The organism is Gemmobacter sp. (genome assembly GCF_046292685.1).
Taxonomy (GTDB): Bacteria; Pseudomonadota; Alphaproteobacteria; order Rhodobacterales; family Rhodobacteraceae; genus Wagnerdoeblera.
In genome coordinates this window covers 1-14,293 of sequence record NZ_JBKBQM010000021.1, presented here as the reverse complement: position 1 = coordinate 14,293, position 14,293 = coordinate 1, and the positions used below count along the sequence as shown (strand labels likewise).

The following is a 14,293-nucleotide window of genomic DNA, read 5'->3' as shown; positions in this document are numbered from 1 at the left end:
GGAATTGTGGCAAAATCGGGGCACCGCCTTGCGGCCCCCGGTTCTGCGGTTTCGTCCGTTGCCGCGGCAGCTCAGACGCCGTGTCGCAGCGCCTGCGCCAGAATGCGGCCTTCGTAATCCTTCAGCACCATGCGCGCGGTCGCGCCATAGGCCACACGATCTTCGGCAAGCTGCGGGAACAGTTCCAGAATTTCGGCGCGCGTCGCCGCGTCCAGCGTTTTCCAGGACTGTTCGCCGGGGTGGAAACTCTCGCACGGGACGCCTTCGGCAAAGACGATCTCGTGCCGGTCGAACAGCATGTGGAAATACTCCACCTCGCCGCCTTCCTCGATGCGGATGCTGCGGTCGTTGACCAGCGCCTTGGCGGGCACCAGCACCTCGGATTCGCCGAACAGCACGCTGGCCTGCCATCCGCGCAACAGCACCCGGTGCTGCGGCGACAAGCGCAAGGGATGTTCGTTGCCGATCGCGCCCGGCGCAAAGCACACCGGCGCCAGCCGCCCCACCGCCGCACGGCGGGTCGAGCCGATCCAGCGGATCGGCTGATACCCGTTGTCCAGGGTCAGCACCCGGTCGCCGGCCTCCAGCTCCTCGACCGCGACTTCGCCCTGCATGGTCTTGATCCGGCTGCCGCGCGCGAAACAGATCACATCCACCGTCAGCTTTTCGAACTCGGCAAAGCGGATGTCGCCCACCTGGCCCGAAAACGGCGTGTTGCCTGCGATGTCGATGGTGCCGGTCTTCCAGGTGGTCAGCACCTCGCTCAGCAACGGCCCCGACGGCCCGAAGCTGATCGGGGCTGCGCCGTTGGCCGGGGTGAACACGCCGCTGGCGCTGTCGTCCAGGGTGATGGCCGTGCGGTTGACCGGCCCGCCCGAGATGGTCAGCCGGTCGAGGCCCGCGCCGCCGCGCACCTCCAGCGGGCCGGCGCCGGCCTGCGCCGAAACGCTGTCGTCGCCCGAGCCCAGTTGCACCTTCTCGATCTGCGAAAAGCCGACGCTGCCGCCGGCATGCGTCAGGCTGCCGCTTTCCGCGCCGGAATAGACAAGCGTAGTGGCGGTGGTCACACCGCTCAGGTCCAGCAGGTCGATGTCGCCGCCGGCGGCATCCTCGCCGCCCACCACCACATCGGCACCGTCGCCATCGGCCACCACGATGGTATCGCTGCCTTGGCCGCCGTCCATCGTGTCGTTGCCCGGGCCGCCCAGCAGAACATCGTCGCCCGCCTCGCCCGACAATACATCGTCGCCTTGACCGCCGAAAACGGTGTCGTTGCCCGCCCCGGCCCGCACCGTATCGTTGCCGGCCCCGGCCTCGATCCGGTCGTCGTCGGTGCCGTTCGCGTTGTCGCCGCCATCGACCACGTCGCCCTGGGGGTCGCCGCGATAGGCCCCGTCGATCAGGTCGTCGCCGCCTGTGCCCTGGACCACGTCGTCGGGCATCGGAATGCCCATCGCCGCCAGTTGCGCCGGCGAGGACACCGCCGAAACCGGCACCCCCTGCAAGGTGATCGAGGTTCCATCCGGAAAGGTCAGGATCGCGTGGCCGGTGCCGTCGCCATTCGTGTCGGTCACCACCACGTCGCGCACGTTGACCTGGGCGCCACCGGCATCCAGCATCCCGGTCACGTCCAGCCGGTCGCCGCCGGTATAGCTGCCGTCGCCATTGGCGACCGGGGCTTCGAAGTTGACCAGCCAGCTGCTACCATAACCGTTGTCCAGCACCAGCACATCGACCGCGCCGTCGCCGAAGCCGCCGGCCGTGCCCAGATCAACAAAGTTGCTGCCGCCCCCGGCGTCGATCCGGTCGGCGCCGACACCGCCGATGAAGGTATCGTTGCCGGCGCCCCCAAGCAGCGTGTCGTCGCCCCCGCCGGCATGCACCCGAACACCATGCGCCGCGGCCCGACCATCGACCAGGTCGTTGCCCGACCCGAGGCCGAAGCGCTCGACCTCCGAAAAGGCAAGCTGGCCGCCTGCCCCGCTCAGGGTGCCGCTTTCGTCGCCGGTGAACACCAGCGTGGTGTCGGCCGTGATCTGCCGCGCATCCACCCAGTCGCCATAGGTTTCGTCGCCTTCGCCGCCGACGATGGTGTCCTGGCCAAAGCCGTTGCCCAGCACAAAGGTATCGTCGCCCCGGCCACCGAACATCGCGTCGGCGCCCGCGCCGCCGTGCAGCGTGTCGTTGCCGTCGTCGCCCAGCAGCATGTCGTCGCCGTCGCCGCCATAGACCAGATCGTCGCCGAACCCCGCAAAAATGCTGTCGTTGCCGCCCTCGCCATAGACGGTGTCGTTGCCGGCACTGACGGCCGACATCGCGCCAAAGACATCGGCCCCCGCGCCCAGAAACACCAGATCGTCACCGGACCCGCCATCGACGGTATCGTCGCCATTGCCGGCGTAGACGGTATCGTTGCCGTCGCCTGCAAGGATGCTGTCGTCATCGTTGCCTGGCAGGTTGTCGCCGGCATCCACCCGGTCGCCGTCGGGGTCGCCGGTATAGTTTGCGTCGATCAGGTCGTTGCCGGCGGTGCCTTCGACCACGTAATCCTTCAGGTTCAGGTCATAGCGGTTCGCCGTCATGCCATAGACGTTGGTGCCGTTCGACGGCGCGGCGGTGCCCAGCGTGATCGACTGGATCGGCTTGGCCTCCAGCGCCGCCCCATAGGCGTTGGCCGTGACCGGCGGCAGCAGGTAAAGGTTTCCCGCCGTATCCTGCATCACCAGCGCCGAGACGGTGGCCTGGGTGCCGTCGGTATAGCGGATCACCGAGTTGTTGTATTGCATCGCCGCATCGAAGATCTGCAGCGGCCCGCCGTTGATGCGGAACCCTTCGTTGGCAATGTTGTTGTCGGCACCGTAAGAGGCCGCATTGCCATCGGTGCCGGGGCCCTGAACGGCATCCGGGCTCAGGGTCTTGACCTGCAGCGCCAGCGGGTTGCTCGCGCTGCCCCAGACCGTGTTGTTGAACGCCTGGTGGTTTTCGGACGTGTTGTTGCCTTCCACCGTGTCGATGAACTGGGTCGAGGTGCCGAGGAAGAACAGATCGAACGTCGTCGGCATGGACTAGCACCCCCCCCGCCGCAAACGCATACCCGACCGCAGGGCCTTCCGCCCCATTCCCTCAGACCCACACAGCAACCGCACGTCGTTCTCCTCGCACCTCAAAGAGGCAGCATCCGGCCGAACCGCAGGCACCACCGGGGCTTGCGATCGGCGGGTGCGCCGGTCGTCCGTCTCGCACCGCACGGCGAAGGAAACCCCGTGGGCGGACTGGCCCGATCTGGCCCCGCCACCATGTCGCTTTTGCGGCGGCAGCATGGATTTTCCGGGCCCGTCGGCCAAGGACCGGCCCGCAGGCAGGCGCCCCTGGCAACCCGCCAGCGGCCGAAGGCCGGCGCAGGGCATGGCTGGCGAGGCGCAGGGCATGGAAACCTCCGGTCGCGGGGCACGAACCCGGCAAGCCTAGCCTTCGAACCTTGACGTTCCCTTTACGCCGCCTCGCAACAAACGTCCGTTCGGCATGGACATTCCCCGCCGAGACGCTTAGCACGCGAAGCATGAGCCGGAATGTCACGCCCCCTCGATTTCTGGACCGCAGCAGCCCGCCGCATCTGGCCACGCTGATCCTGTTCACCGGCATCTCGGCCATGAGCATGAACGTGTTCCTGCCCTCGCTGCCGGCGATGGCGGAATGGTTTCGGGCGCCCTATGCCACGGTGCAGCTTTCGGTCTCGCTGTATCTGGCGCTGAGCGGGGCGCTGAACCTGGTAATCGGGCCGCTGGCCGACCGCTTCGGCCGCCGCCCGGTGGCGCTGTGGGCTTGCGGTGGGTTCCTGCTGGCCACCGTGGGGGTGCTGCTGGCCCCGACGGTCGAGGTTTTCCTGGTCTGCCGGATGATGCAGGCGGTGATCGCCGGCGGCATGGTGCTGAGCCGCGCCGCGGTGCGCGACATGGTGCCCGAGGCGCAGGCGGCCTCGATGATCGGCTACCTGACGATGGGGATGTCGCTGGTTCCGATGTTCGGCCCGGCGATGGGCGGGTGGCTGGACGAACAGTTCGGCTGGCAGGCCAACTTCCTGGTGCTGCTGGCGCTGGGGGCGGCGGTGATGGCGCTGATCTGGGCCGACATGGGCGAAACGGCAGAGCGCCACCATTCCAGCTTCGGCGCGCAGTTGCGGCAGTATCCGGCGCTGCTGACCTCGCGCCGGTTCTGGGGCTATTCGGTGGCGGCGGCGGCAAGCTCGGGCGCCTTCTTTTCCTTCCTGGGCGGTGCCCCGGCGGTGGGCACACGGGTGCATGGGCTGACACCTTCGGAGCTGGGGCTGTATTTCTCGATCGCCGGGGTCGGCTACCTGCTGGGCAACTTCGTGTCGGCCCGCATCTCGGTGCGGCGCGGGGTGGTGCGGATGGTGCGCGACGGCTGCATCGTGATCGTCGCGGCGCTGGGGCTGATGGTGGGGCTGACGCTGGCGGGCATCTCGCACCCGGCGGTGTTCTTCGGGTTGATGGGCGTGGTCGGCCTGGGCAACGGCATGGCCCTGCCTTCGGCCAACGCAGGCATGATGTCGGTGCGCCCCGACCTTGCCGGCTCGGCCTCGGGGCTGGGGGGCGCGCTGATGATCGGGGGCGGCGCCGCCCTATCGGCGCTGGCGGCGGCGGCGATGGGTGCGGGCGACGACCCGCTGCCGCTGATGCTGCTGATGCTGGCCTGCGGCGTGGCGGGCTGGGTCTCGATCGCGCTGGTCCAGATGCGCAACCGCCGGCTGGGGCTCTGACGGCGCCAGGACCGGCCCCTCCCGCTGTCTCTCGAAGGGACAGCGTTCGGAATCAACGATTTCAAATGCTTGCGCGGCCGTTTTCACGAAGTGTTAACCTGTGTTCCAACCGAAACGCTCGCGGTCGCCCAGGCAATTTCCTCGGCGCAGGCTTGTGCCGGCGTTTTCCGGCCGGGCGTCTTGCGCGGCCCGGCGTGCATCCGCCGGACCATGCCATCGAAATCGCGCGGGGAAACCGGGCACAGATCGGCGCCCTTTGGCGTCGAAGACGCCCCGCGCCGCGAGCCGACACCGGCGCAGAAGGCCATCGCTCATGGCAAAGGCTTCGGCACGAGACAAGCCGGGGCTTGTGCAGGCGCAGATGGTCTGGTGGCAGACGCGGGCCCGGGCGTCATCAGGGGGCCCGCCCCGCAATGCCGCGGCGATCCGTTGCGGGCGACCAGGCGCCCTTGCCGGTGCCGGACAAGGCGCCAGAGCGCGCCGCGCACCCTCTCGCCGCCGCTTCGCCCGGCGCTGCGCGGCAAGGAACGCCCCCGCGCGGCGCCCCCGGGCACCGACCGCGGCGCCACACCGCCCTGCCCCCTCCGACCCCGGGTGTTGCGGTTCCCACCCCAGGCGCCGAAAGACCTCGCCCCCTGCCCCCGGCAAGGCCCGCCTCCCCTTCACCTTGGCCAAATATCCTCCGGGGGGTGCGGGGGGTGGAAAACCCCCCGCTTGCCACGCCGGCCGCCGCGCGCCGCGGCCCTAGCGGTCGCGCGGCTTCCAGCTGCCCTTGCCGACCGCCTCGACGAAATCGGCGATGCGCGGCAGGCAGTGGCGGCGCAGGTCGTAGCCGTTCACGATGGTGGCGCGCGCAGCGGTGCGCAGGCCCTGGAACCGCTCGGGCTCGGCCAGGCCTTCGATCAGCGCCCGCGACCAGCCCGGCACGTCGAAAAAGTCCACCAGCCGGCCGTTGACGCCATCCTGGATCAGCTCCTCGACCGGGGCGGTGCGCGAGCCGACGACATGCGCCCCGGCGCTCATCGCCTCGAGCATCGACCAGGACAGCACGAAGGGATAGGTCAGATAGGCGTGCACCCGGCTGATCTGCATGAGCGAGGTGAACACCGGGTAAGGCACCTTGCCCATGAAGTGGATGCGCGACAGGTCCACGCGGTCGCGCACCTCGGAAAGGAACCTTTCCTTCCACGTCCCGCCTTCCTTCGGGGCCGCGCCGTAGGAAACGCCGTCGCCGCCGACGATCACCACCTGCGCGTCGGGGCGCGCGGCCATCACCTCGGGCAGGGCCCGCATGAAGATGTGGTAGCCGCGGTAGGGTTCGAGATTGCGGTTGATGAAGGTCAGCACCTCGTCGCCGGGGCGGATGACGCGGCCATCGGGCAGCGTCGCGCTGGCGCCGGGATCGGGCGCCATCACGGCGGTATCCACCCCGTCGAAGATCACCTCGATCATCGGGCGCAGGCGGTCGGGAAAGGTGCTGGCCTGCCAGCGGGTGGGCGCCAGCGCCGCATCGGCGTTCAGCATCGACAGGCCCAGATGCCCCGAGCGCGCATTGGTGATGACCGCCTGGTCGAAGGAAGGCGCGCTGAATTCGGGATCGAAGCCCACATCGGCGCCGCGCGCCTTGTAGAAGAACTCGGCATAGATGATGAGCCGCGCCTCGGGCCAGATTTCCTTGAGGAACAGGGTTTCGCCCCAGCCGGAATGGCCGAAGATCACGTCGGGCACATAGTTGTGCTGGCTGCGCAGCGTGGCGGCGGCCCGGGCCACGGTGACACCGCGGTCGGACATTTCGGTATAGGTGCGCCCCAGCCGGCAGGCGGCCGCATCGGGCTTTTCGGCGCGGTGGCGATAGCGGATGGTGCGGATCGGGCTCTGGCGCTGGTTCGCCTCGTCGGTCAGGGCGATCACGTCGTGCCCGCGGCGGACCATCTCGGGCGCGAGGTGCAGGAACTGCCCGGGGAAATTCTGATGGATGAACAGGATCTTCATAGGCACCTCCGCGATCGGGCGGCAGGTTAGGCGGAACCGGCCCGAAGATCAAACGCTGCGGCCAAAAGCTCGCGCGTGTAGGGGTTGGCCGGTGCGCCGAACACCGCCTCGGCCGGGCCCTGTTCCACCACGTCGCCGGCGCGCATGACGATGACCTGATGCGCCATGGCGCGCACCACGCGCAGATCGTGGCTGATGAACAGGTAGGCCAGGCCGTGGCGGCGCTGGAGCCCGCGCAGCAATTCGACGATCTGGACCTGCACGGTCATGTCCAGCGCGCTGGTCGGTTCGTCCAGCACCACCACCCTGGGGCGCAGGATCATGGCGCGGGCAATGGCGATGCGCTGGCGCTGGCCGCCGGAAAACTCGTGCGGGTAGCGCACCGACATTGCGGGGTCGAGCCCGACCTCGGCCATGATCTGCGCCACCTGGGCCGCCGGGTCGCCGGTGGCGCCGTGGATCCCCAGACCTTCGGCGATGATCTGGCCGGCCGTCATGCGCGGGCTGAGGCTGCCGTAGGGATCCTGGAACACGATCTGCATTTCGCGCCGCAGGGGGCGCAGGTCGGCGCCCGACAGGCCGGCGATGTCGCGCCCCAGCAAGGCCACAGGGCCTTCGGAGCGGATGAGCCGCAGGATGGCCAGCGCCAGCGTGGTTTTCCCCGAGCCCGATTCGCCCACCACGCCCAGGGTTTCGCCGGCCCGGAGCGCGATGGTGGCGCCGTTCACCGCCTTGACGTGCCCCACCGTGCGGCGCAGGAAACCGCGCTGGATCGGGAACCAGACCTTGAGGCCTTCGGTGCGCAGCACCTCGGGGGCGTCGGGGGGCACCGGGTCGGGGGTGCCTTTCGGTTCGGCGGCCAGCAGTTTCTGCGTGTAGGGGTGTTCGGGGGCGGCAAAGACCCGCGCGGTGGGGCCCTGTTCCACGATCTCGCCCTTTTGCATGACGCAGACGCGGTCGGCGATGCGGCGCACGATGTTCAGGTCGTGGGTGATGAACAGGAGGCTGAGCCCTTCGGACCGCTTGAGCTGCATCAGCAGGTCGAGGATCTGGGCCTGGATCGTCACGTCGAGCGCGGTGGTGGGTTCGTCGGCGATCAGCAGGTCGGGGCCGTTGGCGAGCGCCATGGCGATCATCACGCGCTGGCGCTGGCCGCCCGACAGCTGGTGCGGCCAGGCGCCCAGCCGGCTTTCGGGGTCGCGGATGCCGACCTTGGTCAAGAGGTCGAGGATGCGGGCGCGCGCGGCCTCGCCCGTCAGGCCCTGGTGCAGGGCCAGCGCCTCGGCCAGCTGGCGTTCGATGGTGTGCAGCGGGTTGAGGCTGGTCATCGGCTCCTGAAAGACGAAGCTGATGTCGTTGCCGCGGATGCGGCGCAGGGTGGCGGGATCGGCGCCCACCATCTCTTGCCCGGCATAGCGGATCGAGCCGGCGATTTCGGCGCTGTCGGGCAGAAGGCCCACCGAGGCCAGCGCCGAGACCGACTTGCCCGAGCCGGATTCGCCCACCAGCGCCACCGTTTCGCCGCGGCCCACGGCAAAGGACACGCCGCGCACGGCGTCGATCACCTGGCCATCCTGGCGAAAGCGCACCGAAAGGCCGGAGACATCGAGGATCGGCGCGGTCATCGGAAGGTCTTTCGCGGGTCGAAGGCGTCGCGGATGCCTTCGAAGATGAACACCAGAAGGCTGAGCATGAGCGCAAAGGTGACGAAGGCGGTGAAGGCCAGCCAGGGCGCCTGCAGGTTCTGCTTGGCCTGAAGCGTGAGTTCGCCCAGGGAAGGCGCCGAGGACGGCAGCCCGAAGCCGAGGAAATCGAGGCTGGCCAGCCCCGCGATGGTGCCGGTGATGACGAAGGGCAGCATCGTCAGCGTGGCGACCATCGCGTTGGGCAGCACGTGGCGGAACATGATGGTGCGGTCGGGCACGCCCAGCGCCCGGGCGGCGCGGACATATTCGAAGTTGCGCGCCCGCAGGAACTCGGCCCGCACCACCCCCACCAGCGCCGTCCAGCCGAACAGGGTCATCAGGATCACGAGCAACCAGAAGTTCATCGGCCAGATCGCCGCCACGATGATGATGATGTAAAGCGAGGGAACCGAACCCCACAGCTCGATCACCCGCTGGAAGATCAGGTCGATGGCCCCCCCGAAATAGCCCTGGATCGCACCGGCGGCGATGCCGATGACCGAGGTGGTCAGGGTCACGATCAGCGCGAAGGCGACCGAGAGGCGGAAGCCGTAGATCACCCGCGCCAGCACGTCGCGGGCGGTGTTGTCGGTGCCCAGCCAGTGTTCGGCGTCGGGCGCCGAAGGCGCGGGTTTGCCCAGGTCGGCGATGGTGTTGTAGCTGTAGGGGATCGGCGGCCAGACCATCCAGCCGGGGGCGATCGGCTGGCCTTCGACGGTGCCGCTGGCCTCGGCCTCGGCCATCGCCGCCTCGGGATCGTCGAGGCAAAGCTCGGCCCCGCCGGTGCGGATCAGGCATTGCACCTCCGGGTCGCGCCAGGCGGCGGCGGTCTGGAAATCGCCGCCGAAGTCGCGTTCGGAGTAGAAGCGGGTGAGCGGATACTTCAGCTCGCCCCGGAAGGACACGAGCAAGGGCTTGTCGTTGGCGATGAGTTCGGCAAACAGCGACAGCCCGAACAGCACGGCAAACACCCAGAGCGACCAGTAGGCCCGGCGGTTGGCCTTGAAATTGCGCCAGCGGCGGGCGTTGAGCGGCGACAGCGCCATGCCTTACCCCCGGCTTTCGAAGTCGATGCGCGGATCGACCCAGACATACATCAGGTCGGACAGGATGCCGACCACAAGGCCGATCAGCCCGAACACGAACAGCGTGCCGAAGATCACCGGATAGTCGCGCGCCACCGCGGCCTCGAACCCCATGCGGCCGAGACCGTCGAGCGAAAAGATCGTCTCGATGATGAGCGAGGAGCCGAAGAACACCGACAGGAACAGGCCGGGAAACCCGGCAATGACGATGAGCATGGCGTTGCGGAACACGTGGCCATACAGCACGCGGGCTTCGGTCAGGCCCTTGGCGCGCGCGGTCATCACATACTGCTTGCGCAGCTCGTCCAGAAAGCTGTTCTTGGTCAGCAGCGTCAGCGTGGCAAAGCTGGAGATCAGCGAGGCGGTGACGGGCAGCGCGATGTGCCAGAGGTAATCGGCCACCTTGCCCAGCGGCGAAAGCTGGTCCCAGTTGTCGGAGGTGAGGCCGCGCAAGGGAAACCACTGCACGTAAGACCCGCCGGCGAACACCACCAGGAGCAGGATGGCGAACAGGAAGCCGGGGATGGCATAGGCCACGATGATGACGCCGCTGGTCCAGGTGTCGAAGGACGACCCGTCGCGCACCGCCTTGCGGATGCCGAGCGGGATGGAAACCAGATAGGCGACGAGCGTGGACCACAGCCCGAGCGAGATGGACACCGGCATCTTTTCCAGCACCAGATCCACCACGGAGATGCTGCGGAAGTAGCTTTGCCCGAAATCGAAGGTCAGGTAGTTGCCCATCATGATGGCGAAGCGTTCCCACAGGGGGATCGGTTCCTTGACGCATTCGGGTGCCTTCGACGAGGGCGTGCCGGCAAAGCCTTCGGCGCAGACGAAGCGGGCAAAGCCGAACTGCACTTCGAGACTGTCGAGAAACTCGGGCGGCAGGCCGCGGGCGCCCTGATAGCCGCCGTCGGCCGGGGCCGGGGTGGTTTCCTGCCCGCCGGCGATGTTCTGGAACACGTCGCCGCCGCCTTGCAGCCGGGCGGTGATCTGGTCGATCGGGCCGCCGGGCACAAGCTGGGTCAGGACGAAGTTGATGACCATGATCCCGACCAGGGTCGGGATCACCAGCGCCAGGCGGCGAAGGATATAGGCGCCCATGCCCCTTGTCCCGCGGTCAGCGCAGCGCGCCGGCGGCGCGCAGGGCCGCGGCCTTTTCGGCGTTGAACCACCAGAAATCCAGCTCGCCCCGGGCATAGGGCGGCAGGGTTTCGGGGTGGTCGTACTGGTCGTAATAGGCGACCGTGTGCTTGTCCTTGAACCACTGCGGCACCCAGAAACGTTCGGCGCGCAGCACGCGGTCCAGCGCGCGGGTGGCGGTGGTCATTTCCTCGCGGGTTTTCGCGGCGATCACGGTTTCGATCAGGGCATCCACCGCCGGGCTTTTGAGGCCCATCAGGTTGAAGCTGCTGACATCGGCGGTGGCGGAACCGTAGAACTGCTTGAGTTCCGGCCCCGGTATTTCCGCGGCGCGGGCATTGCCGGTGACGATGTCGAAATCGTAGGCGGGGGGGCGTTCGCGCGCCTCCATCTGGGCATTGTCGATGCGGGTGTGCACGGCATCCACCCCGGCGCGGCGCAGGTTTTCGACGAAGGGCAGGATGATGCGGTCGAAGGACTGGCTGTCGTTCAGGAACTCGACCCGCAGCGTCTGGCCGGCGGCGTTGCGGCGCAGGCCGTCGTTGCCCATCGTCCAGCCGGCGGCCTCGAGCAACTCGCCCGCGCGGCGCAGGTTGTTGCGGTCGGTCTGCCGGTCGCCCGACACGGGGGCCATGACGGCGGGTTCGGTCAGGATCGAGGCCGGCAGCAGGCCCTGATCGACCAGCGGTTGCAGCAGGGCGATTTCGTCGGGGCCGGGCACGCCGGTGGCGGCCAGGGGGGTGTTTTCCCACACCGAGTTGATGCGGGCGTAAAGCCCGTAGAACAAAGTGGCATTGGCCCATTCGAAGTTGAACATCAGGCCGATCGCCTCGCGCACGCGGGGGTCGGCGAACTTCTCGCGCCGCAGGTTGAACAGGAAGGCCTGGCCCGAGGCCTTGGTGCCCGAAGGCAGCTCGACCTTTTTCACATGGCCGTTGGCGACGGCCGGAAAGTCATAGCCCGTGGCCCAGGAGATCGACGAAGCCTCGTCGCGGAAGGTGTAGCTGCCGCCCTTGAAGCCTTCGAAGGCGGCGGCGTAATCGGCGTAGTATTCGACGCGGATGCGGTCGAAATTGCCGCGCCCGCGGTTGATCGGCAGGCCCGCGCCCCAGTAGTCGGGGTTGCGGCGGTAGACGAGGGTCTGGCCGACGTTCACCCGGTCGAGCACGTATTGCCCCGAGCCGAGGAAGGGCTCCATCCCGCCTTCTTCGAGGTTGCGGTTGTTCGCCTCGTAATGGGTTTTCGACAGGATCGGCAGGCCGCCCACCTCCTGGATCAGGTCGCGGGTGGGAAAGCCGGGCTTGAAGGTGAAGCGGATGCGGTAGGGGCCCAGAACCTCGGCGCTTTCGACCTGCTGGGCCAGCACGACGCGGTAATCCGACAGGCCCTTTTCCAGGAAGGTGCGGTAGGAAAAGGCCACGTCCTCGGCCGTCAGGGGCGATCCGTCGGAAAAGCGCACGTTGTCGCGCAGGTTGAAGATGACCCATTCGCGGCCCGGCGGGTATTCGATGGTTTCGCAGATCAGGCAATAGGCCGCGCCCATCTCGTCGGCGGTGGCGGTCATCAGGGATTCGTAGAAGATCGAGGACAGCGCCCCGGCCCGGCCCTTGATGGAATAGGGGTTCATCGAATCGAACCCGCCGAAGGCCCAGATGGAAATCTCGCCCCCCTTGGGGGCGTCGGGGTTGACGTAATCGAGGTGCGGGAAGTCGGCAGGGTATTTCAGGTCGCCGAAGGGGGAAATGCCGTGGCTGACCAGCACCTCGGCCCGGGCGGGCAAGGTCGCCAGCACCAGCGCCGCAAGGGCCGCCATTCCGTTCCGCCGCCATGCCCGCATTGCCCGTTCTCCCCGGCCTGTCGCGGGTGCGCCCCGCTGTTCGTGCCAGAACGTAGCGGGCGCACCGCCGCGTCTCAAGTTGCGAATGCGTGAAAGGGCCGCCTGCACCGGCAAAAGGCGGGAAAAAGCAAAGGCGCCGCCCGACAAGGGGCGGCGTCTGGGTCTGCGGCTGTGCCGCAGGTCAGTTCAGCGTGGCCAGGTAGGCGATCAGGTTGGCGCGTTCCTCGGCCCGCGGCAGGCCCGCGAAGGACATCTTGTTGCCCGGCGCATAGGCGCGCGGGTTGGTGAGGAAGGCGTTCAGGTTCTCGGGCGTCCAGGCGGTGTCGGCCATCGCCTTGAGCGCGTCGGAATAGCCGAAGCCGGCGGCCGAGGCCTTGGGCCGGTCGACCACGCCGTTCAGGTGCGGGCCGGTGGCATCGGTGCCGTCGATCTTGTGGCAGGCGCGGCACTTGCCGAAGGCCTTTTCGCCGGCGGCCGGATCGGCGGCCGCGAACAGCGTGGCGAAGTCGGGGCCTTCATCCGCCGCCGCGGTGTCGGTTTCGGCGGCGCCTGTGTCGATGACGTAAGCCTGCTTGACCTCGCCGTGGCCGCCGCCGCCGGTGGAATACAGCGCATCGGCCGCCCAGCCGCCCAGCAGGAACACCAGCAACGACCCGCACAGTGCGCCGCCGGCCTTGGTCACCGTCATCGTGTCGAACATCTTGAGGCTCCGATTGTCTGTCTGTCCGGGCGGCTATACCCGCTTCCCCCGCAACGTTTCAAGGTGTAGACGCGCGACGAAACGCCCCTGGCGGACAAAATCACGGGAAGGAACGCGCACATGGCAGGTCTGATCGCCTTTCAGGGGGAACGCGGCGCCTATTCGCACGAGGCTTGCCGGCAGGCCCGCCCGGGGATGGAGGTGCTGCCCTGCCCCACCTTCGAGGATGTGGTGGAGGCGGTGCGCACCGGCGCGGCCGACCTGGGGATGCTGGCGGTGGAAAACTCCACCTACGGCCGGGTGGCCGACGTGCACAGCCTGCTGCCCAATTCCGGGCTGCACATCGTGGACGAGGCCTTCGTGCGCGTGCATGTGAACCTGCTGGGCGTGCGCGGCGCGCGGCTGGACCAGGTGCGCGAGGCCTATGGCCATGTGGTGATCCTGCCGCAATGCGCCGGGTTCCTCGCGCGGCACGGCATCAAGGGGCGGGTGAGTTCCGACAACGCCAAGGCCGCGCGCGAATGTGCCGAAGCGGGCGACCCGACCCGCGCCGCCCTGGCCAGCGAGCTGGCGGCCGAAATCTACGGGCTCGACGTTCTGGCCCGCCATATCGAGGACCACGACAACAACCGCACGCGGTTTCTGGTGATGTCGCCGACCCCCGACCACAGCCGGCGCGCGGCGCGCATGGTCACCACCTTTGTCTTTCGGGTGCGCAACATTCCGGCGGCGCTTTACAAGGCGCTGGGCGGCTTTGCCACCAACGGCGTGAACATGACCAAGCTGGAAAGCTACATGGTGGCGGGCAATTTCACCGCGACCGAGTTCTATGCCGATATCGAGGGCCACCCCGACGACCCGCCGGTGCAGCGCGCGCTGGAGGAATTGCGCTATTTCACCGACAAGCTGGAAATCCTGGGCGTCTATCCGGCCGCGCGCGACTGGCAACAGGCGCGCGCCTCTCAACTGCCGTAGAGCACCAGCAGCAAGGTCAGCCCCATCAGCAGGCTGAGCCGCGATGCGGGCAGGCTGGCCCGGCGCGGCACGAGCACGCGGGTGTCGATCATGGTG

At 68.2% G+C, this 14,293-nt stretch carries 9 protein-coding genes; 2 read left to right on the top strand and 7 right to left on the bottom strand.

Going from position 1 to position 14,293, the window contains the following annotated elements; translation table 11 throughout:
- Positions 1 to 71: 71 nt before the first annotated feature.
- Entirely contained in the window at positions 72 to 3,062 is a 2,991-nt protein-coding gene (locus ACK4S2_RS07855; protein ID WP_409622553.1) for a Hint domain-containing protein, read from the bottom strand.
- Between the two features lie 497 nt (positions 3,063 to 3,559).
- Between ACK4S2_RS07855 and ACK4S2_RS07850 the strand changes: the two genes are divergently transcribed.
- A complete protein-coding gene (locus ACK4S2_RS07850; RefSeq protein ID WP_409622550.1) occupies positions 3,560 to 4,777 on the top strand; it encodes a Bcr/CflA family efflux MFS transporter in 1,218 nt (405 codons plus the stop codon).
- Positions 4,778 to 5,521: 744 nt separating this feature from the next.
- On the opposite strand, the gene ACK4S2_RS07845 is transcribed toward ACK4S2_RS07850, so the two are convergent.
- From ACK4S2_RS07845 to ACK4S2_RS07820, 6 genes are all read right to left on the bottom strand, one after another.
- Positions 5,522 to 6,769, bottom strand: coding sequence for a glycosyltransferase (locus ACK4S2_RS07845; protein WP_409622547.1), 1,248 nt, complete (start codon positions 6,767 to 6,769; stop codon positions 5,522 to 5,524).
- A gap of 26 nt (positions 6,770 to 6,795) precedes the next feature.
- A complete protein-coding gene (locus ACK4S2_RS07840; protein WP_409622544.1) occupies positions 6,796 to 8,394 on the bottom strand; it encodes an ABC transporter ATP-binding protein in 1,599 nt (532 codons plus the stop codon).
- On the bottom strand, positions 8,391 to 9,500 hold the full coding sequence (locus ACK4S2_RS07835; protein WP_409622541.1) for an ABC transporter permease: 1,110 nt from the start codon (positions 9,498 to 9,500) through the stop codon (positions 8,391 to 8,393). Before ACK4S2_RS07835 ends, ACK4S2_RS07840 begins: the two co-directional genes overlap by 4 nt.
- Before the next feature lie 3 nt (positions 9,501 to 9,503).
- On the bottom strand, positions 9,504 to 10,646 hold the full coding sequence (locus ACK4S2_RS07830) for a microcin C ABC transporter permease YejB (RefSeq protein ID WP_409622538.1): 1,143 nt from the start codon (positions 10,644 to 10,646) through the stop codon (positions 9,504 to 9,506).
- Positions 10,647 to 10,662: 16 nt separating this feature from the next.
- Entirely contained in the window at positions 10,663 to 12,498 is a 1,836-nt protein-coding gene (locus ACK4S2_RS07825) for an extracellular solute-binding protein (RefSeq protein WP_409622535.1), read from the bottom strand.
- Between the two features lie 205 nt (positions 12,499 to 12,703).
- Entirely contained in the window at positions 12,704 to 13,222 is a 519-nt protein-coding gene (locus ACK4S2_RS07820) for a c-type cytochrome (protein WP_409622532.1), read from the bottom strand.
- Between the two features lie 120 nt (positions 13,223 to 13,342).
- Here ACK4S2_RS07820 and ACK4S2_RS07815 point away from each other — a divergent pair, with 120 nt between their 5' ends.
- Entirely contained in the window at positions 13,343 to 14,197 is an 855-nt protein-coding gene (locus ACK4S2_RS07815) for a prephenate dehydratase (RefSeq protein ID WP_409622529.1), read from the top strand.
- Positions 14,198 to 14,293: the final 96 nt, after the last annotated feature.

Excerpts from the sequence above, each read along its gene's own strand:
- ACK4S2_RS07855 (WP_409622553.1), bottom strand. The coding sequence starts at position 3,062 with ATGCCGACGACGTTCGATCTGTTCTTCCTCGGCACCTCGACCCAGTTC.
- ACK4S2_RS07850 (WP_409622550.1), top strand. The coding sequence starts at position 3,560 with ATGAGCCGGAATGTCACGCCCCCTCGATTTCTGGACCGCAGCAGCCCG.
- ACK4S2_RS07845 (WP_409622547.1), bottom strand. The coding sequence starts at position 6,769 with ATGAAGATCCTGTTCATCCATCAGAATTTCCCCGGGCAGTTCCTGCAC.
- ACK4S2_RS07840 (WP_409622544.1), bottom strand. The coding sequence starts at position 8,394 with ATGACCGCGCCGATCCTCGATGTCTCCGGCCTTTCGGTGCGCTTTCGC.
- ACK4S2_RS07835 (WP_409622541.1), bottom strand. The coding sequence starts at position 9,500 with ATGGCGCTGTCGCCGCTCAACGCCCGCCGCTGGCGCAATTTCAAGGCC.
- ACK4S2_RS07830 (WP_409622538.1), bottom strand. The coding sequence starts at position 10,646 with ATGGGCGCCTATATCCTTCGCCGCCTGGCGCTGGTGATCCCGACCCTG.
- ACK4S2_RS07825 (WP_409622535.1), bottom strand. The coding sequence starts at position 12,498 with ATGGCGGCCCTTGCGGCGCTGGTGCTGGCGACCTTGCCCGCCCGGGCC.
- ACK4S2_RS07820 (WP_409622532.1), bottom strand. The coding sequence starts at position 13,222 with ATGTTCGACACGATGACGGTGACCAAGGCCGGCGGCGCACTGTGCGGG.
- ACK4S2_RS07815 (WP_409622529.1), top strand. The coding sequence starts at position 13,343 with ATGGCAGGTCTGATCGCCTTTCAGGGGGAACGCGGCGCCTATTCGCAC.